General features: G+C 72.4%; 16 protein-coding genes and 1 pseudogene. 5 read left to right on the forward strand and 12 right to left on the reverse strand.

The genetic code is table 11. From position 1 onward, the window contains the following. From ACFC0Z_RS33170 to ACFC0Z_RS33205, 8 genes and pseudogenes are all read right to left on the reverse strand, one after another. On the reverse strand, positions 1 to 1,594 hold a 1,594-nt coding region (locus tag ACFC0Z_RS33170), incomplete at its 3' end, for a tetratricopeptide repeat protein (protein WP_376445974.1). After that, complete coding sequence (locus ACFC0Z_RS33175; protein WP_376445977.1) at positions 1,591 to 2,001, reverse strand: hypothetical protein; 411 nt, start codon at positions 1,999 to 2,001, stop codon at positions 1,591 to 1,593. The genes ACFC0Z_RS33175 and ACFC0Z_RS33170, both read right to left, overlap by 4 nt. A gap of 110 nt (positions 2,002 to 2,111) precedes the next feature. Then, positions 2,112 to 2,858 (reverse strand): annotated as a pseudogene (locus ACFC0Z_RS33180) (collagenase); the annotation flags it as partial. 384 nt (positions 2,859 to 3,242) lie between these two features. Then, positions 3,243 to 3,935 carry a hypothetical protein gene (locus tag ACFC0Z_RS33185; RefSeq protein ID WP_376445979.1) on the reverse strand — a complete coding sequence of 231 codons (693 nt, stop codon included), beginning with the start codon at positions 3,933 to 3,935 and terminating at the stop codon, positions 3,243 to 3,245. Positions 3,936 to 4,046: 111 nt separating this feature from the next. Continuing rightward, positions 4,047 to 5,768 (reverse strand): FG-GAP repeat domain-containing protein, encoded by a 1,722-nt coding sequence (locus ACFC0Z_RS33190; protein ID WP_376445982.1) that lies wholly within the window; start codon positions 5,766 to 5,768, stop codon positions 4,047 to 4,049. Positions 5,769 to 5,858: 90 nt separating this feature from the next. After that, entirely contained in the window at positions 5,859 to 7,490 is a 1,632-nt protein-coding gene (locus ACFC0Z_RS33195; protein WP_376445985.1) for a transporter, read from the reverse strand. Beyond that, positions 7,487 to 8,338, reverse strand: coding sequence for an ABC transporter ATP-binding protein (locus ACFC0Z_RS33200; RefSeq protein ID WP_376445987.1), 852 nt, complete (start codon positions 8,336 to 8,338; stop codon positions 7,487 to 7,489). The genes ACFC0Z_RS33195 and ACFC0Z_RS33200 overlap by 4 nt, the downstream gene beginning before the upstream one ends. 72 nt (positions 8,339 to 8,410) lie before the next feature. After that, positions 8,411 to 9,097 carry a bifunctional DNA primase/polymerase gene (locus ACFC0Z_RS33205; protein WP_376445990.1) on the reverse strand — a complete coding sequence of 229 codons (687 nt, stop codon included), beginning with the start codon at positions 9,095 to 9,097 and terminating at the stop codon, positions 8,411 to 8,413. A gap of 244 nt (positions 9,098 to 9,341) precedes the next feature. Between ACFC0Z_RS33205 and ACFC0Z_RS33210 the strand changes: the two genes are divergently transcribed. Further along, entirely contained in the window at positions 9,342 to 10,727 is a 1,386-nt protein-coding gene (locus ACFC0Z_RS33210) for a transcriptional regulator (protein WP_376445992.1), read from the forward strand. Between the two features lie 168 nt (positions 10,728 to 10,895). Further along, on the forward strand, positions 10,896 to 12,206 hold the full coding sequence (locus tag ACFC0Z_RS33215; protein WP_376445995.1) for a hypothetical protein: 1,311 nt from the start codon (positions 10,896 to 10,898) through the stop codon (positions 12,204 to 12,206). 66 nt (positions 12,207 to 12,272) lie between these two features. On the opposite strand, the gene ACFC0Z_RS33220 is transcribed toward ACFC0Z_RS33215, so the two are convergent. Next, the gene (locus ACFC0Z_RS33220) at positions 12,273 to 13,565 is read right to left on the reverse strand and encodes an ABC transporter substrate-binding protein (RefSeq protein WP_376445998.1); all 1,293 of its coding nucleotides are present in this window, start codon (positions 13,563 to 13,565) and stop codon (positions 12,273 to 12,275) included. 240 nt (positions 13,566 to 13,805) lie between these two features. Between ACFC0Z_RS33220 and ACFC0Z_RS33225 the strand changes: the two genes are divergently transcribed. Together ACFC0Z_RS33225 and purU are read left to right on the forward strand one after the other, a co-directional pair. Next, positions 13,806 to 14,252, forward strand: coding sequence for a hypothetical protein (locus ACFC0Z_RS33225; RefSeq protein ID WP_376446096.1), 447 nt, complete (start codon positions 13,806 to 13,808; stop codon positions 14,250 to 14,252). A gap of 46 nt (positions 14,253 to 14,298) precedes the next feature. Next, the gene (gene purU, locus ACFC0Z_RS33230; protein ID WP_376446001.1) at positions 14,299 to 15,150 is read left to right on the forward strand and encodes a formyltetrahydrofolate deformylase; all 852 of its coding nucleotides are present in this window, start codon (positions 14,299 to 14,301) and stop codon (positions 15,148 to 15,150) included. 16 nt (positions 15,151 to 15,166) lie between these two features. On the opposite strand, the gene ACFC0Z_RS33235 is transcribed toward purU, so the two are convergent. Both ACFC0Z_RS33235 and ACFC0Z_RS33240 read right to left on the reverse strand, forming a co-directional pair. Then, on the reverse strand, positions 15,167 to 16,507 hold the full coding sequence (locus ACFC0Z_RS33235; protein WP_376446004.1) for a maleylpyruvate isomerase N-terminal domain-containing protein: 1,341 nt from the start codon (positions 16,505 to 16,507) through the stop codon (positions 15,167 to 15,169). Beyond that, entirely contained in the window at positions 16,501 to 17,082 is a 582-nt protein-coding gene (locus ACFC0Z_RS33240) for an RNA polymerase sigma factor (protein WP_376446007.1), read from the reverse strand. Before ACFC0Z_RS33240 ends, ACFC0Z_RS33235 begins: the two co-directional genes overlap by 7 nt. Before the next feature lie 189 nt (positions 17,083 to 17,271). Between ACFC0Z_RS33240 and ACFC0Z_RS33245 the strand changes: the two genes are divergently transcribed. Further along, a complete protein-coding gene (locus ACFC0Z_RS33245) occupies positions 17,272 to 17,676 on the forward strand; it encodes an STAS domain-containing protein (protein WP_376446010.1) in 405 nt (134 codons plus the stop codon). Here the strand turns inward: ACFC0Z_RS33245 and ACFC0Z_RS33250 are convergent. After that, on the reverse strand, positions 17,645 to 19,162 hold the full coding sequence (locus ACFC0Z_RS33250) for a class I adenylate-forming enzyme family protein (protein WP_376446013.1): 1,518 nt from the start codon (positions 19,160 to 19,162) through the stop codon (positions 17,645 to 17,647). The genes ACFC0Z_RS33245 and ACFC0Z_RS33250 overlap by 32 nt on opposite strands. Between the last annotated feature and the right edge of the window lie 109 nt (positions 19,163 to 19,271).

The raw sequence follows: 19,271 nt of genomic DNA on the forward strand, positions 1-19,271 counted from the left end.
CGGCGAGGTTGTTGCGTGAGTTGAGCGTGTTCGGGTGGTCGTGGCCCAGGATGCGTTCGCGGATGCCGACGGTCGCTTGGTGGAGGGGGATGGCCCGGTCGTAGTCCCCGGCCGCCACGTACGAGGCGGCGAGGTTGTTGCGTGCGGTGAGCGTGCTCGGGTGGTCGTGGCCCCGCAGCCGCAGTTGTACGGCGAGTGCGCGCTGAAGACCTGACAGGGCGAGGTCCAGGGCGCCCTGCCCCTTCCTGTAACGGGAGGCACGGTCGAGGGCGACTGCGGTGTAGAGGGTGTCGTGGTCGCTGGAGTGGTGGTCGACGAGGGAGTCCGTGTGGGGAAGGAGCGCTTGGAAGCGGGGCCAGTTGGCGGGTTCGTCCTCGTCGTCGGGATATGCGCTCGCCAGAAGTGCGGCGGCCTCGTCCCGCGCCGTAGCGATGTCCTCGGCCCGTCGGTGCGGATCCTCGGGGTCCGGCGTGCGGGCCAGGGCCTGGACCAGCCGGTGGACGCTCAGCGTGCCGTCGTCGTTCGCGGTGATCATGTTGTACGCCGCGAGCTTGCCGATCGCCGCGTTGACCTCGGGCGGCGTGCCGAGAGGGGCGAGCAGGTCGCGCGGGATCCGGTCGGGGGCGTACCAGGCGAGGACGCGCAGCAGGTCGCCCGCCAGTGGGGTGGCCGCGACGCGGTCCAGGGTGAGGCGCCAGATGCGGGCGGCCGTGCGGGCCGAGTCGCCGCCTTCGGCGGTGGCCGCGTACATCGTGGCGGGCCAGGAGGCCAGCTGGTCCAGGTACGCGTACGGGCTGACGCCGGTCTCGGCGCAGTACGCGGCGGCCTGTTCGACCGCCAGGGCGAGGTACCCCAGCTCGGCGCAGACCGCTTCCGCGCCGGTCTCGTCGCGGGGGCCGTGCTGCGTGAGGATGCGGGTGAAGAGTTCGACCGCGTCGGCCGGGGCGAGCACGCCAAGGCGGACGACGGCGGCGTGGCGGTGCCAGCCGCTGGCCAGGCGGGTTGTCACCAGGACCCGTCCTCCAGGGATCCGGTCCAGGAGCGGGCGGATGTGGGCCGGGTCCTCGACGTTGTCGAGGATCAGGAGCCATCGGTCCGGGTGGTCGGCCAGCCACCGGATCGCGCGTTCCGTCTGCACCTCGGCGGGGAGTCCGGTCAGGCCCGGTTGGAGGGCTCGGGCCAGGGCCGCCACGCCCGCGTCCACGGCGGGCGCGGTGTCCGCCGTGATCCACCACCGGACCGTGTCGCGCCGCCCACCGGCCCACTCGGCGGCGAGCGCGGACTTCCCCACCCCGCCGAGACCGTGTACCGCTTGCACGAGCACTTCGCCAGGACCGGTGAACGCCGCCTCCAGGGAGGCGAGCTCGGACGTCCGGCCGACGAAGCCACCGGCCGCGACGGCCTGGATGTTGGACATACCTGTCTTGGCCGCGTCGGCCGGGATCGGCCCCTGCGCCTCGGGAGGCAGGAAGAACGCCTGCTGGGTCTCCACGTGCTGCGTCACGGAGTTGTTGACGTCGCCACCGGCGACGATCGACCCGTTCGTCCCGTGCAGGGCGGGTTCAGGGGGCTCCGGGGGGCGCTTCCGGATCACTGCCGGAACTCCGTCGTCGAGTCCTCGACGTCACCGCCCGCCGCGATCCCACCGTCCCGGGCGGCAAGGCCGTCCTGCCCCGGTGCGGGGGGAGTGGAGGAGGGTGGGGGCGTGCCCACGTACGTCGTCGAGGAACGCGTCACGTTGCCCCTCGCCGCGATCCCGCCCCGCTCCGCGACGACCGGCCCGGCCGGGGCGGGCGCGGGCGCCGCAGCCCCGGCTGCCGCCGCCCGTAGCTGCCACAGGCCCACCCCCGCCGCGACCAGCCCCGCCACCCCGCCCGCGACGCCCCACCCCTGCGCGGACCCCTCCGGATGCGACACCGTCACCCACACCAGGAGTCCGATCCCCGCACCGGCCCCCAACAGGGCCAGCCCCCACCAGCACACCCGCTGCCACGTCACCATGTCTTCATAGTGGACCAGCGGGGCTCTACGGACCGAGCCCGGCGGGAAATCCCGCCGGGCTCAACCACCGTCTACGGACTGCCGGTTCAGACGCCGGCCGCGTTGACCTGCGTCAGCCACGCGTTCCAGTCCGCCTCGTAGTCCAGCGCCGTCAGGAACGTGCGGGCCGCGGCCCAGTTGCCCGTGCGGTAGTAGCCGAGGACCTTCTGCACGTCGGCCGGGTGGCGCTCCAGCATGTAGCGGGTGGCGAGGTAGCCCCACTGGTAGACGCGGGTCGAGTCGGCGTTCTCGTACGTCGTGTCGAAGAGCGTGCGCAGCGAGTACGTGTGGAGACCGGCCTGCGCCACGGCCTTGGTGTTGGTGAGGTTGCGGTACGAGTACGAGACGTACTCGGCGAGGCCCTCGACCCACCACACGGTCGGCGTGCTGTATCCGGCGCCGAAGTCGCCGTACATGTCGTAGCGGCCGTCGAGGTAGTGCGTGTACTCGTGGTTCAGGTTCCAGATCTGCCAGCCGGGGGCCACGTCGGTGCGCTCGTAGCAGATGAAGCGGGGCTGGGCGCTGTTCTTGGAGGGGTCGCCCTCCAGGTACATGCCGCCGTTGTTGGTGTCGATGTCGTAGATCTTGCCCGCCCACGCCTGGTAGTCGGCGCGGGTGTTGAAGACGTCGACTTCGAGGGTGGTGTTGGAGTCGTCCGCGACCGCGCCGGAGTCCTTGACCACGCTGTGGAAGAACGCGTCCTGGTTGGCGAGGCTCGCGCAGGTCGCGGCGAGCTGCTCGGCGGTGATCTCCTGGGCGCGGATGCGCAGCGAGGGGCTGCAGTCGTGGACGATCGGCAGGACGCGGCTCTCCAGGCGGCCGCCGCCGCCGGCCGCCGGGGTGGTGACGTCGGGCTTGGCCAGGCCGTGGGCCACGCGGGCGCCCGGGGCGTCAAGGGCCTGCTCCAGGGTCAGCTGGGGCGTGGGTTCGGCGGCCTGGGCGGACTGGAGCGGGGCGGCGGCGAAGGCCGTGACCAGCAGGGCGGTGGCTATGGCACGCAAGGGGGACTCCTGAGGAGGAGGAGGGTGTGGCGCGGATGAACCGTCCATGACGGACTCGCAGTAAAATGGCACACGTCACATTGCTTGGCAATACTGTGGGGCGAGGGACTGTCGTGACGGGGGTGCACACGCGTACGCACACGCAGAAGCGCCCCGGTCGTCATGACCCGGGGCGCTTCGTCCGTGCACAGGTGTCGCGGCTCAGCCCTTCGACGCCGGAGCGTCCGGGCCGCAGGCGATCCGCGCCGCCTCCAGCGCGTGCTTCTCGCGCTTCTCCGCCTTCTTCACCGGCTCCGAGCACGACAGGATGCCCGAGCCGTCGAGCGTCCAGCTGGTCGCCTTGCCCTGGATGGGCGCCTCGGTGCCGCACTTGTACCAGAACTCGCCGGTGACCTCCTTCACGAAGGAGTAGTCGACGAACTTCCCCGGACCGAGCATCGTCGTACGGCCCTTGTGGTCCGGCGCCGGTCGGCCCACGTCGGTGAAGGCGTACTCCGAACCGCTGTCGCCGGGGTCGATCTCGCCGGTCTTCACGCCGAGCGCCGTCAGCGCGGCCTTCGCGTCCCCGGCCCCCGCCGGGACCCACTCAGCGAAGGTGACCGAGACGTGCGGGGTGTAGAGCGGCTTCAGCGGGGCGGTGAGCTCCCCGCCGCCCTTCCCGACCTCCTGCTCGTCGGCGACGCCCGTCAGGACGTCCTTCTGGGTCACGTTGGACCAGGTGTACGTGCCGCCCTTGCAGGGCTTGGCCTTGGCGGCGGACGCCGAGACGGAGGGCGCGGGCTTGCCCGACGCCTTGTCCGTCCCCTTGCCCTCGCCGTCCGACGTGCATCCCGCCGTACCCGCCACCAGCGCGGCCGCCGCGCAGGCCGCCAAGGCCGTCCTTCTGATCCTCATCCGCTTCCGCTCCCCCTGTGAATGCCGTGGTCACCACTGGTCAGGTGGTGGTGGGGCCGATCATCACCAGTCGATTCCCTGCCCGGCAAGGGACTTGAGCTGCATATGAGGTCAGAACAGCAGGTTGTACTTCTGCCACCCGCTGCCGACCCGCACGCGCGTCGCGAACGGCGTCGTCGCCGAGCCCGTGCCCGCGTGGAAGTACAGCGCGCCCGTGGCGTCCCGGCCCACCAGGTCCGCCTTGCCGTCGGAGTTCAGGTCGCCGGGGGAGACCAGCGCGTTGTACCCCTGGTAGCCGGTGCCGACCTGCTTCGCGGGGGCGAACGGGCGCGTCGCCGAGCCCGTGCCCACGTACAGGTACGTCTTGCCGTCCTTGGCGCGAGCCAGCAGGTCGGGCTTGCCGTCGCGGGTCAGGTCCGTGCCGCCGACGAGCGCGTTGTAGACGTTCCAGCCGCCGCCGATCCGCAGCGGCGTCTTGAACGGCGTCGCCGTGACGCCCGTGCCCTGGTACAGCCGCAGGACGCCGTCCGTGCCCCGCGCGAGCAGGTCCGCCTTCTTGTCGCCGGTCAGGTCCGAGGCGCCGGCGAGCAGGTTGTACGTGTTCCAGCCGCCGCCCACGCGCGACCGGCCCGTGAACAGGCCGCCGTCACCGGACGTCCGGTAGAACCACAGCACACCGCTCCTGTCCCGGGCGACGGCGCCGGGGCCGGTGCTCTGGACGGTGAGGGGACCGAGGCGGGTGATCGCCGAGTACCGGTTCCAGTCGCCGCTGTAGCCGACCGGGGAGACCTCCTGGAACAAGGGGGAGACCTTGCCCGTGCCCTCGTACGCGTACAGGTCGCCGTCCGACGCGCGGCCCACGAGCTGGTGGCGCTGGATCACCGGCTTCGTGCTGCCGATGGAGAAGTCGGAGCTCTTCTCCGGGTTGCCGATGCCGAAGTTGTAGACCTCGTACGCGGCGAACGCGCGCACCCGCCACGCCGGTGCGCCCGCCGCGGCCTTCAGGCCGTAGGTGACCGTGTAGTCACCGGGCTTCGTCACCGTGCAGTACACGCCGCCGTCGGGGATGTAGCCCGTCGAGTGGTCGCAGCTGATGCCGGTCGCGGTGCCCCTGGAGACGCCGGTGACGGTGACCTTGAGCTCGCCCTCGTCCCAGCGGCGGTATCCGGGCGCCGCGTTCAGGTCCAGCCAGAGCTTGCCCTTGTCCACGGCGTGCAGCTTGAGCGTGTGCTTCACCGTGCCGCCCGCGGGCAGCGTCGGGGTCGTCAGCGTCATCTTGTTCTGCGCGACGTGGGCCTTGGACCTGACGGTGACCGTCGCGTGCGCGCGGCGGCTCGTCTCGGTCTTGGTGGCGGCGATCTGTGCTTCCTTGATGCCCGCGTCGACGCTCGAACCGCGCGGCACGTACACGAGGCCGTAGTAGGCCGTCGTGCCGTCGGCGGCGGTGCTCGTCGCCTCGACCTCGGGGCCGAGGAAGCCGCTGCTCCGGACGTCGCACGTGTACACGCCGGCCTTGCCGGCCTTCGGCGCGCAGCCGTCGTTGCGCACGATCTTCAGGCCGCTCGGCAGGCCGCCGGTGGTCCAGGCGGCGTTGGTCAGCGGCTTCTTGCTGATCGCGTAGACGTACGTGCCGTCGGGCCGGCCCGTGGTCGAGCCGAAGGTCCCGTTGGGCCACAGCTCCGCGTAGCCGGTACCCGGCATGATGATCTGGTCGTCGAGCTCGTCGAATCCGAACGTCGGATCCCCGGCCGCGAAGGCGGACCCCGCCCCCACGACCCCACCGGTCACGAGCATCGCCGCGGCGACACCCGCCCCCATAAACCTGCGCAGCATTCCCACCCCAGGGAAAAGAAAACGAACGAATGGTCGGCGGACGTTAACACGTCCGCCGACCGCATCCGTCAGCACATTCCCCGGACGGTCTCAGCCCTTGCTGACCGCCGCCAGGATCTCCGGCAGCCGCCGCGCCGTGCGCGGAGCCGCCACCTTCAGGCCCGCCCAGACGAGCAGCGCCGCGTACACCGCGCCCGCCGGGAGCAGCACCCACAGCAGCGACTGCGTGTCCGTCACGTGGAGGGTGATCGCCGCCGCGATCATCGGCGCGCACAGCAGCGCCGAGCCGAACATGCCGCCGAGGATCGACATCCAGGCGAGCCCGCCCTGTCCCGGCACCACGTTCTTGTAGCCGCTGTCCTGCGGGATCGAGTACGGGAAGGCCGCCGAGGCCACCGCGCCCGTGCCGACCGCCGCGCCGAGCAGCGCGAGCGCCAGGCCGAGGGCCTCGGGGAAGGCCGACCAGTCGCCGAGGACGGCGGCGGTCACGCCGGTCACGAGGACGGTGTACGGGACGGTGACCAGGAGCATCACCAGGGCCCGCGCCCGCAGTTCGGCGTACGCGTCGGCGGTCGTCGAAATGGTCTGCGCGACCATCCAGAACGCCGAGGTGTCCTGGCCGAACTGGTTGTACATCTGCACGCCGAGCATGCCCGAGGCGAAGCACGCGAAGTAGATCGAGCCCGTGCCCTGGAAGGCGTTGAACAGCGGCACGATCAGACCGATCGCGAGCGAGGTCACCCACGCGGCCTTCGTCTTCGGGTCGCGCCAGATGTACCGCAGGGTGCGCTCCATGACCGCGCCCGTACGCCCGCCCGGCAGGAGCCGCGCGAGCGTCCCCGTACCCGACTTCTCGCTGACGCCCGCGTCCGCCGCCGCGCCGATCGTCGAACCGTCCGGCTCGACCATCAGGCGGACGAGGCTCCGCTGCCACCAGTACACGACCGCGACGAGCGCCGCCGCCGTCAGCAGCAGCCGGCCGACGGCCACCCCGTACGCGCCCTCGCTCGCCGCGTCGACGGCGCCGATCGCGGCGGCCGGCGGCAGCCAGCCGACGACCTCCGCCACCGGTTCGAGGACTTCGAGGCCCCCGGCCTGGCTCAGGCGCTGTGCGCCGAAGTTCACGACCTGGATGCCGACCGCGATCACCAGACCCGACAGAAGGGCCAGGTCACGGCCCTTGCGGGAGGTGAGGAGCCGGATGTTCGCCGCCGCCACCGCGCGCGAGAGCGCCACGCAGCCGACGGTCACGAGCGGCACCGCGAGGACGGCGGCGACCGTCCCGGCCGCGCCGTGCGCGACCGACAGGGCCGCGCCGAAGGCCAGGACGAGGGTGAGCACCGGGCCGATGCCCACGAGGGAGGCCACGAGCAGCGCCCGGATCAGCGGTCGGGGCCGCAGCGGCAGCATGACGAGCCGCGAGGGGTCGAGGGTCTCGTCGCCGCTCGGGATGAACAGCGGCATGAACGTCCACCACAGGGCGAGGACCCCGGTGAGCAGGACCGCGATCGTGTCGGCGTCCGCGTTGCCCCGCAGGAGCGCGAAGGCCAGCACCATCACGGCGGAGAAGAGGAGGCCGACGACGACCGTCGTGATGTACGCGGCCGTCCGTCCGCCCGACTGCCGCAGCCCGTTCTTGAGCAGCGACAGCTTGAGCCGTACGAAGACGGAGGTGAGCGACGGTACGGGGGAGGGGACGGGGGCTGTGGTCGTGGTGGTCACTTCGCCCCGCCGCCCAGCCAGTCCAGCGACTCGCCGGACGCCGCCCGCCCGTTCGCCCCCACCAGTTCGAGGAACGCCTCCTGGAGGGAGCCGGCCTCGCCCCTGACCTCCGCGAGCGGGCCCTGCGCGCGGATCCGGCCCGCCGCCATGACGGCGACCCAGTCGCACAGCGACTCGACCAGCTCCATGACGTGGCTGGAGAAGACGACGGTCGCGCCCGACGCGGTGTACCGCTCAAGGACGCCCCGGATGGTCTGCGCGGAGACCGGGTCGACGCCCTCGAACGGCTCGTCGAGGAAGAGCACTTCGGGGTTGTGGAGGAGGGCGGCGGCGAGCCCGATCTTCTTCCGCATGCCCGTCGAGTAGTCGACGACCAGCTTGTTCTGCGAACCGGCCAGGTCGAGCACGTCGAGCAGCTGCGCCGCCCGCTTGTCGACCTCGGCGCCCGGCAGCCCCCGCAGCCGGCCGCTGTAGGCGAGGAGTTCGCGTCCCGAGAGCCGCTCGAACATCCGCAGGCCCTCGGGCAGGATGCCGATCCGCGCCTTCACCTCGGCGACCGACTCCGGGTCGGCCCACACGTCGTGCCCCGCGACGAGAATGCGCCCCTGGTCGGGCCGCAGCAGGCCCGTGATCATGGAGAGCGTGGTGGTCTTTCCGGCCCCGTTGGGCCCGACGAGCCCGATGAACTTCCCCGCGGGCAGGACGAGATCGACGCCGTGCACGGCGATCTGCTGCCCGAAGCGCTTCCACAGCCCCTCGACACGCACCGCGGGCACCGCACCGGATTCCGGTGCGGTGCCCGTCGCGGCGCCCGTGTTCAATGCTCCGTCAAATGCCTGGTCAGGCATGGTCCGTCAACCCTTCGGTTGTCCCCGTGTATACAGGGCCCACCATACGGGTGACGTGCGATCACGCCAGATTCACTGCGTACGCGCCCTGGACTCCGCCGCCTCCCGGCCGCACGCGTACGCGAGGGCGCTGATGAGCTCCTCCGCGTCCGGCAGCCACCGGTTCGCCGGGGTGGGGCGGCGCGCCCACTGCACCGCGCCGACGCCGCCGATGCGGGTCGGCGGGGCCGCCACGTAGTGGCCCTCGCCGCGCGTGGTGAGGTCGATCGCCGCCGGGACCCAGCCCAGCTTCCGTACGAGGTCGGGCACCTTCGTCGCGGCGCCCGGCAGCACGAAGAAGAACATCCGGCGGTCCGGAGTGCAGGTCACGGGGCCGAGCGTCAGCTCCATGCGCTCCATGCGCGCGAGCGCGAGGAAACCGGCCGACTCCGGAACCTCGATCGCGTCGAACGTCCGGCCCGTCGGCAGCAGGATCGACGCCTTCGGCGTCTTCGACCACATCCGCCGGGCGCCGACCCCGCTCCCGGTGGCCTGGGTCGACCAGTCGGGCTTGACGGCGTGCGCGCCGGGGACGGCGCACGCCTCCGCGCCGCAGGAACAGCGCTCCCTGCCCTCGACGGCCTCAAGCCAGGTCCCGGGGAACACGTCCCAGTGCCGCTCTTCCGCGTACCGCACGGCACTGTCCAGCAGCTGTTCGCCGCGCTGCTGGGGGATCTGTGCGGTCTCCGTGACTCCGATGGTCTCTTCCACGGTGAGCACAACTGCCCCCGTCACCTGGGGTTACGGGCGCGGGGTGCAGTCGTGTGACGCATCGATCCTGCATGCGGGGCGCACGGTTGCACTGGTGGGGGCGCGCGGAGGGACGGGGAGCGGGGGTGGGTAGAGGGGAGTGGGGGAGCCGGTGACCCCTGTCCGGTTTCGCGTGTTCACATCGGCATTGACCGGATATCCGCCGGGCAGTGATCACTTCTCGTGATCACCGCACGGTCATAGGGGGTTCCTCATGACAGCAGCCCGTCCACTCGTCCCACGTCAGCCGAACGAACGGCTCCAGTCACTCATCCAGGAGGCGGCCTGCTCGCACGCGGGCCTGGCCCGCAGGGTCAACATGGTCGGCGCCGAGCGCGGACTCGATCTCCGCTACGACAAGACGTCCGTGGCGCGGTGGCTGCGCGGGCAGCAGCCGCGCGGCCGGGCGCCGGGCGTCATCGCGGAGGCCCTCGGCCGCAAGCTGGGACGTACGGTCACGATCGACGAGGTGGGGATGGCCAACGGCCGGAACCTCGCGGCCGGGGTCGGGCTCCAGTTCGCGCCGACCGTCCTCGCGGCGATCGAGCAGGTCTGCGAGCTGTGGCGCAGCGACGTGGGCCGCCGGGACTTCCTCACGGGATCGACGGTCGCGGCCTCGGCGCTCGTCGAACCCAGCCGGGACTGGCTGATCACGGGCGCCGACGCGCACGTGGCCCGGCACGCGGGCACGCGCGTGGGGGTCGCGGACGTGACGGCCGTACGGGAGATGACGACCGCGCTCGTCGACCTCGACCGGCGCTTCGGCAGCGGGCACGTGCGTCCCGTGGTCGTGCACTACCTGAACAGCGTCGTGTCGCAGATGCTGTCCGGCTCGTACCGGGAGGGCGTCGGACGGCAGCTCTTCGGGGCGGCGGCGCGGCTGACCGAGCTCGCCGGGTACATGGCGGTGGACACCGGTGAACCGGGGCTCGCGCAGCGGTACTACATCCAGGCGCTGCGGCTCGCGCAGGCGGCGGGCGACCGGGGGTACGGCGGGTACGTGCTCGCCGCCTCGATGAGCCACCTCGCCGCGCAGCTCGGCAACCCCCGGGAGATCGCGCAGCTGGCGCGGGCGGCGCAGGAGGGGGCGCGGGGGAAGGTGCCGCCGCGCGCGGAGGCGATGTTCCTCGCGGCGGAGGCGCGCGGGCACGCGCTGCTCGGGGACGTCCGCGCCTTCGAGGCGGCCGTCGCCCAGGCCGTACGGGCGCTCGACCGGGCCGCTCCGGACGCCGCCGACGAACCGGCGTGGATCGCGCACTTCGACCACGCCTACCTCGCCGACGAACTGGCCCACTGCCACCGGGACCTGGGGCAGCCGGAGGCGGCGGCGCGGGCCGCGCGCGAGGCGATCGCCGGGCACCCCGAGGCGCGGGCGCGGCGGCGGGCGATCGGCCTCGCGCTGCTCGCGACGGCGCAGGTGCAGCAGCGCGAGGTGGAGCTCGCCTGCCGGACGGGCACGCGGGCCCTCGAACTCCTGGGGGCGATGCGGTCGTCGAGGGGCGCCGAGTACCTGGAGGACCTGCGGGACCGTCTGGAGCCGTACGCGGGGGAGGCGGTGGTGCGGGAGTTCGGGGCGCGGATGGACCTGGCGGTGGCCTAGGGCCTGTCCGGCGGATCATGGCCGGGGTCGCGGGGCCTGGTGCGCCGGACAGGCCCTAGGGGGCGGGAGGGGCCCGCGGTGTTAGCGGGCTCACACGTGTGTGCGGAGGCCTGGACGTACCCGGTAGCGTGAGCCGACGATTCCGTAGGTCCATCAGTAGGAGTCCCGGTGACGCAGTACGGACAGGGTCCGGAGCAGCAGTACCCGGCGGCGGGCGGGCAGCCGCTGCCTCCCGCGCAGCCGCTGCCCCCGGAGGCCGTGCCGGGCGCCGCCGACATGCAGTCCACGCAGTACCTGCCGCCGATCCCGGCGGGGCCGCCGTCGGTGCCGCCGCAGCCGGGGTACGGCTACCCGCCGGCCGGGGCCTCGGACGCGACCCAGTACATCGCTCCGGTCCCCGGCGCGATGCCGCCCCAGCAGCCGCAGCAGCCCCAGCCCGGGTACGGCTACCCGCCGGCGCAGCCCGCCGCCGGGTCCGACACCCAGTTCCTCGGCACCGGACCGCTGCCGCTGCCGGGCCACGGGCAGGGCCAGGGCCAGCCGCACGGCGCCTCGGACGCGACCCAGTACATCGCTCCCGTACCGCAGCAGCAGATGCCCGGCCAGGTTCCCGGTGAGCGGCAGCCGCTCGCCGAGTTCGACAGTCTCTTCCGTACGGAGTCGCCCCAGGCCCCGCAGGGATACCAGCAGCCCGCCCCGTACCAGCAGCAGCCGCCCACGGCCTCGTACCAGCAGCAGGCGTACCAGCAGCCCCCGCAGCAGCAGTACGGGCAGCAGGGCGCCTACCAGGACGCCTACTACGACGACGAGCCCGAGCGTCCGCGCCGCAAGTCGCCGGTCGCGCTGATCGCCGCCGTCGTCGTCGGCTGCGCGGTCGTCGGCCTCGGCGCCGGGATGATGCTCAGCGGTGACGACGAGCCCGAGAAGGGCGGCCAGACCGTGGCCACCGGCTCCGTGACGCCCGCCGCCCCCGACGCCAAGCCCGGCGAGGCCACCACCGAGCCCGCCGAGAAGAAGCCGGACCCGGCGGAGCCGCAGGCCAAGGAGCTGGACAAGCTGCTCGGCGACAGCAACAGCAGCCGCGACTCGGTGATCAGCGCGGTCGCGGCGATCAACAAGTGCAAGAACCTCGACAACGCGGCGAAGGACCTGCGGGCCGCCGCCGAGCAGCGCCGGGGCCTGGTGACCAGGCTCCAGACGCTGAAGGTCGACAAGCTCCCGAAGAACGCGGCCCTGACCTCGGCGCTCACCAAGGCCTGGCGGGCCTCGGCCTCGGCCGACGACCACTACGCGGCCTGGGCCGACGAGATGAAGAACAAGAAGAACTGCAAGGGCGGCGAGGCCAAGCGGACCGAGCGCCTGGCGCAGGCGAACGAGAAGAGCGGCGAGGCGAGCGCGGCCAAGAAGCAGGCGGCCGGGCTGTGGAACCCGACCGCCGACAAGTACGGACTGGAGAAGCGGTCGCCCACCCAGCTGTGACGCCCACCCGGCTGTGACGCCCACCCGGCTGTGACGCCCACCCGGCTGTGAGGCCGGGAGGGCTGCCTACGGGGCGCTGAGGACCGTTTCGCCGACGTCGACGAAGCCGGGCTTCTGCGCCACGAGCCGCCCGTTCCTCACCACCTGGAACGTCACCTTGTGGTTGACGATCCGGGGGTATCCGGCGGCGCCGAGGAGGTCCTCGTACTTCCACCGCAGGCTCGGGGTGAGCCCGCCGGTGTCGATGCGCGCGCCCCGGTCGAGGGCGGTGGCGATCTTCTCGCCGGTGATCTCGTCCTGGTCGAGGGACTCGATGACGGCCTTGAGGACGGTGTAGGCGATCCAGGTGGTCTGGACGCCCGCGTCGGACGGGTCGACCCGGTTGTCCGCGAAGGCGTGCTGCCGGATGGCCTCGCGCATCGGCTGCCAGCTCTTGTCGTCGGACTCCGGGTACCAGCCGGTGACGTACGCGCCCTCGAAGGGGCTGTGGGCGCCGCCGGTGCGGTCGATGACGGGCTGGCCGACGCTGCCGAGCACGGAGGAGATGCGGACGGAGTCGCCGGGCTTGTCGTCGCCGGTCCGCGTCTTCCCCTTGCCCTCCGCCTGCTCGGGCAGGCGCCGGAAGGAGTCGAAGAAGGTCTGGGTGCGTTCGCCGAGGACGGCGGTGACGCAGCCCTTCTCGTTCCCGGCCTGGTCGCGGGCCTTGCCGGCCTGCCGGGTGTACTCGCCGGCGTCCTCGACGGCCGGGATGTCGACGGCGTTGCGGTGACTGGCCCTGCTCAGGCCGGAGTTGAGGAGTCCGGAGAGCCGGTCGCCGTCGACGGTGTCGGGCCGGACGAGCGAGACCGTGCGGCAGGACTCGGCGAGCTGCATGCCGTGCCCGGCGATGAGGGAGGCCTGTCCGCCGTTGACGGGGTAGGAGAGCGGGCTCGTGAACTCGTCCTCCGAGATGCCGTAGCCGCCGATGTACGGGATGCCGGCGGCCTCCAGCGGCGCCATGAAGGCCTCGCCGTTCTGGCTGTACGAGCCGACGACGGCGACCGCGCCCTCGTGGACCGCGCGGCGGGCGCAGGCGGCGGCGCCGGCGGGGGTGTTCTCTTCGTTGCAGGTGAGGACGCGGAGCTCGTGGCCGTCGATGCCGCCCTGCGCGTTGATCCACCGGGCGTAGGTCTGCGCCATGGCGGGCATGCCGGGCATGTTCGTCGCGCGGGTCTGGTCGGGTGCCCAGGTCATCACCGTGACCTGCTCCCTGGAGCCCCCCGTGGCCCCAGGGAGCATGCCACACCCGGTGAGGAGCGACGCACCCGCCGCGATGGTCGTGACGTATGCGAGGAGTGGGGTCGTTCGCCTACCGGTCATGGACACGCACGCTTCCGGTTCCGGGGTAACGCGGGAGTGAGCGCGGTTCAACGAAGGGTGACGTGAAGGTGAATTACGGGGGTGGTGCAGTGAAAGGGGAGGGGGTGAGTCCGGTTGTGGAGTAGGGGAACGTACGATCGAAACGTGTCCCGTCCCGTCCCGAGTCCCGTCCCGAGCCCGGCCCCGAGTCAGGCATCACGTCCGGTGAACCCTTCCCGTCGCGGCCGTCGCTCCTCCACCATGGGCGGCATGCCGCTCAACGACATGCCGTGGTGGCGCTGGCGCATCAACGTGCGTTCCGCGCTGCACATGCTCTCCGACCCCGCCTTCCACGAGACGACCTGGCTCGCCGGCCAGGAGGGGTACGGCGACGTCACCGACGCCGTCTACCGCCTCGTCGAGGACACCTGGCTCGACAACTGGTCCGCCGAGAAGTACGTCGGCGCCGTCTTCCGCGACTCCGCCGAGGCCGCCCTCGTCGACGCCGCCGTCCTCCGCGTGCTGCGGATCATGCACCAGGTCGGCGCCGACGCCCCCGTCTCCGCCTACCTGGAGCACCAGGGCTGGCCGGAGGCCGTACGGGCCGCACGCGAGGCACACGTACGGATGGCGGTCGCGGACGGCGAGGACCCCGACATGCCCCCGCGCTCCCTTGAGGTCCTGGAGATCATGACCCGGTCCGTCTGACGGACAGTGGCTCTTGACGTTCTCCCGGTTGTGGCAAGGTGTCGGGATGACCGACCAGTACGTCCTCACCCTCTCGTGCCCCGACAAGCAGGGCATCGTGCACGCCGTGTCGAGCTACCTGTTCATCACGGGATGCAATATCGAGGACAGCCAGCAGTTCGGAGACCGTGACACGGGTCTCTTCTTCATGCGGGTCCACTTCTCGGCCGAGGCCCCCGTGAACGTGGAGAAGCTCCGCGCGAGCTTCACCGCGGTCGGCGACTCCTTCGCGATGGACTGGCAGATCAACCGCGCCGACGAGCGGATGCGGGTCGTCCTGATGGTCTCCAAGTTCGGTCACTGCCTGAACGACCTGCTCTTCCGCTCGCGGATCGGCGCGCTCCCCGTCGAGATCGTCGCGGTCGTCTCCAACCACACCGACTTCCAGGAGCTCGTCGGCTCGTACGGGATCCCCTTCCGGCACATCCCGGTCACTAAGGACACCAAGGCGGAGGCCGAGGCCGAGCTCCTCGACCTGGTCCGCGAGGAGGAGGTCGAGCTCGTCGTCCTCGCCCGCTACATGCAGGTGCTCTCCGACGACCTGTGCAAGCAGCTCTCCGGCCGCATCATCAACATCCACCACTCCTTCCTCCCGAGCTTCAAGGGCGCCAAGCCCTACCACCAGGCGCACACGCGCGGGGTGAAGCTGATCGGCGCGACCGCCCACTACGTGACGGCGGACCTCGACGAGGGCCCGATCATCGAGCAGGAGGTCGAGCGCGTCGGCCACGAGGTCACCCCCGACCAGCTCGTCGCCGTCGGCCGGGACGTCGAGTGCCAGGCCCTCGCCCGCGCGGTGAAGTGGCACGCGGAGCGCCGGATCCTGCTCAACGGCCGCCGCACCGTCGTCTTCACCTGATCCCCCCGGCGGGGGATCAGATACGGCTCAGGGAGGCCGCCGCGGCGAGGACGTCGTGGATGGCCTCCCGGTCGCCCTCCTGGCCCGCCGCCGCCTCGGCCGGCGAGACGTGCCCCGCGAGGAGCCGGCAGAACTCGACGCCGTCCATCGCCACCTGCGCCACCGCGAGCTCCGGCGCGCCGACCGCCGCGGGCGAGTCCAGCGGGATGTACCAGTGGCCGCCGCCCGACCCCTCCACCTCCAGGTGGAGCGACCGGCCGCGGGCGCCCGCCGCGACGAGCCGCCGGGGCGGGGACGCCAGCCCCGTACGCCGCCGGTTCGCGAGCGCCCCGGGCAGCTGCCGGGCCGCCAGGTCGATCATGTCGTGCAGATGCGGCCCGCTCGGCGGGTCGTACGGGTACGCCACGGCCTGCGCGATGTCGTCCGCGTGCAGCCAGCACTCGAAGGCCCGCTCCAGGAGCGAGTCCCGCAGCGGCAGCGCGAAGTCCCGGTAGTCGACGGTGAGGTCGGCGACCCCGTCCGCCTTGAACGAGACCGTACGGATCAGGGCGTGCGACTGCTCGCGCCAGGGCCTGCGCATCTCCCGGTTCGGCGGCCGGTCGCACCCCGACCACAGCGCCTCCGTCCGCTCGGCCGGCGAGAGCTCGGGCACGTCCGCGCCCAGCGGGTCGGGGAGGCCCAGCGCGGAGGAGACCAGGCCGTCCACCGCCAGGAGGTGGCCGATGACCCCGGCGACGCTCGTCTTGCGCCGCACGATCCGCTCGTCCTCGAACCACTTGAGCCGTACCGGCGCGTGCCACTCCGCGTCCCCGATGTCCCGGAGCAGCGCGTCGAGCCGGGCGGTCTCGGCGTCGTACGGAGTGACCCAGTCCGGCACCGGTACGCGTGCGGGGCGCCGGCCGAGGCAGCTCTCCAGGACCCGGGCGCGGAGCAGCGGGTCGAGGTCGAGGTCCCGGTCCTCGTGGAGCAGCGTGACGGCGTCCCGCAGCCGGAGGGCCTCGTCGGCGCAGGGCGCGCAGTCGGTGAGGTGGTCCTCGACGGCCCGGGTCTCCCCGGCGGAGCACGCCGAAAGTGCCCAGGCCCCGAGGAGGGACGTGAGCACTTGGTGACTGAGCTGCGGGACGTCGGCCTCGCCGCCGTCCGGCGGCGGGCCGGGGGCGCCTGCGGACACTTCCGAGAGGCTGCCGGGGCCGCCGGGACCATCCGGGGTGTGGGGTGCGTCCTCCAGGTCGTACGGCTCCGGCTCCGGCTCCGGGGGCCGGTCCAGGCGGGTGTGGTCGTCGGCCGCGAGGCGGGGGCCCGGTATCCGCGGGGCGCGGGCGACGTCGTCCGCGTCGCCGTCCCGGGGCGTCACCATGCCCGCCCGTAGCCCGGTGGCGAAGTCCCCTCCAAGGGGCGGGTGTTCGCCGAGGAGAGCAGCTGGAGGCCGAGCCGGAGCCGCCGCCGGGCCTCGTCCTCGGTGACGCCGAGGTCGGCCGCGGTCTGCCGGTAGTCGCGCCGCTGGACGTACGCCGATTCGAGCGCGGCCCGCAGCGGGGCCGGCATGGACGTGACGATGTAGTCGGCGCGGGCGGCGGCCTTGGCGCGGAGCACCTTCTGCTCCAGCTCCTCCGCCGAGCCCTCGCCGGTCTCCGCGTACGCCGTCGCCTCGGTCTCCCGCAGCCGCCGCACGGCCTGGTTCTGCGCGAGGGTGGCGACCCAGGCGCGCATGCTGCCGTGCCGGGGGTCGTACTCGTCGGGGTGCTCCCAGACGTGGGCGAAGACCTCGCTGGTGATCTGGTCGGCGGCGGGGACGTCGTCGAGGACGCGGTTGGCCAGGCTGTGCACGAGCGAGGCGAACCGGTCGTAGAACTCGCCCAGCGCGGCGGCCTCCCCGCGCGCGAGCCGCTGCTGCATCCTGCGGTCCCAGCGCGGTGGTGTCTCCCTCGCCATGCGCGTCCTCCGCCCCGCTCGTCGGCCCCGCTCCTCGGTCCCTCACCGTCTTCACCAACGTAACGGCCCGCACGGACACCGCACGTCTGTTTGCCGGAAGTGCGCCCTTGACGCCGATGTGGATGGTAAGGAAAGCGCCATCCGTGCCCGGACGGGTTTCGGTCCGGTCCCGCGGGGCAGGCGGCGACCGTGACGACGACGACGTTCGAGGTGGACGAGAACGAACGCGGGCCCTGGACGGTGCTGAGCATCCGGGGCGAACTCGACCTGGTCACCTCCCCGCAGATACGCCGGCGCGTGCACGACGCCGTGGCGGACGGCCACCGCGACCTCGTGGTCGACCTGTCCGCCGTCCGCTTCTGCGACTCCAGCGGCGTCGGCGTCCTCATCGGCGCCCGCCGTCTGCTGCGCTCCTGCGGCGGACGGCTGCGGCTGATCCTCCCCTTGGGAGCCGAGGAGGGAGAGGGAGGTCACGTGGACCGCGTCCTCTCCGCCCTCGGCGTCCGCCGCCTCTTCGACGTCTACGGGGACGTCGGGGCGGCCGTCGGCGGGGAGCAGGGCCTCAGCGGGACGCCGGGCCGAACCGCTCCCTGAGCTTGTACTTGAGCACCTTCCGCAGGGTGTCGTTGCGGGGCAGGGCGTCCACGACCTCCAGCTGTTCCGGCAGCTTGTGGACGGAGAGCCCCGCCTCGCGGAGGTACGCGGTGACGGCGCCGAGCGTCAGCGGGGCGGCGCCCGGCGGCTGTTCGACGACGGCGCAGACCCGCTCGCCGCGCTCGGCGTCCGGGAGGCCGATGACGGCCGTGTCGCCGACGTCCGGGTGTCCGGCGAGGAGGTCCTCGATCTCCTTGGCCGAGATGTTCTCGCCCTTGCGGATGATGATGTCCTTGATGCGGCCGGTGAGGACGAGGTGCCCGGTCGGGGTCAGGTGCCCGACGTCCCCGGTGATGAGGAAGCCGTCCTCGTCGAAGGCGGCGGCGGTCTGCGCCGGGTCCAGGTAGCCCCGGCAGACGGCCTCGCCGCGGAGCCTGACCTCCCCATCGGGGGTGATCCGTATCTCCATTCCGGCGGGCGGGCGGCCCTCGGTCGTCGCGAGGTTCTCGACGGTGTCCTCCGGGTCGCCCATGGTGATCATCGGGACCTCGGTCATCCCGTACCCGTGGGTGAGCTGGCAGCCGAGCTCCTTGCGCACGGCGTGGTAGACCTCCGGCGGCTTCGGCGCCCCGCCGCCCGCGAGGAGGCGGAGGGTGGGGATGACCGGGCGGTCGGGCGTCTTGCGCTGCTCGGCGAGGAACATCGCGTAGAACGCGGTGGAGCCGCCGGCGACGGTCACGCCGTGCGCGTTGTACTCGTCGAGCGCGTCGGGCAGCGCGAACTGTTCGAACATCACGGCGGGGAACCCGTACAGGAGGAGCATCACCGTGTAGTCGGGCCCGGCGATGTGCGCGTACGGGAAGGCCATCGAGCCGACGTCCTCGGCGGTCAGTCGCAGCGCGTGCGCGAGGCAGGAGCCGCCGGCGAGGAGCGAGCGGTCGGTGTGCAGGACGCCCTTGGGGTCGGAGGTCGTGCCGGAGGTCCAGTAGATCCAGCGGACGTCGGTGCCGGAGGAGGGCGGCGGCGGGAGGACGGCCGGGTCGCCGTCCGGCAGCTCCCCGTAGGCCTCGAAGATCCCGCGCGCGCCGAGCCGCCGGGCCATCGCCGTGTGGTCGAAGCCGCGCCAGACCCCGGGCACGGCGAAGAACTCGGCCCGTGACGCGCGCAGCGCGAAGCCGACCTCCTTGTCCCGGTAGAAGGGGATCACCGGCGTCTGTACGGCTCCGATGCGCGCGAGCGCGAAGGAGAGCACGGCCGTCTCGATCCGGGTCGGCAGCTGCCAGGCGACGACCGTGCCGGGCCGCACGCCCATGCCGTACAGCCCGGCGGCGCACCGCTCGGCGCGGTCGCGCAGGCCGCCGAAGGTGAGGACGCGGTCGCCCTGGAGCAGGACGGGCCGGTCGGGGGTGAGGGCGGCGCGGCGTTCGACGAGCTCCCAGAGCGTGCGGGACTCGCCGAGGGCGTACGCGGTGTCGGTGTCGTTCATCCCGTACTCCTCATGGCTGACGTTCCGTCAGATTGTGCGGCGAGCGTAAGGGCCCGGCGCTTGTCGGTCCAGAGGTGCGGGGCTAGCCTGATGCCGTCAGATCTGACGG

The sequence above is a fragment of the Streptomyces sp. NPDC056144 genome (assembly GCF_042264145.1).
GTDB lineage: Bacteria > Actinomycetota > Actinomycetes > Streptomycetales > Streptomycetaceae > Streptomyces.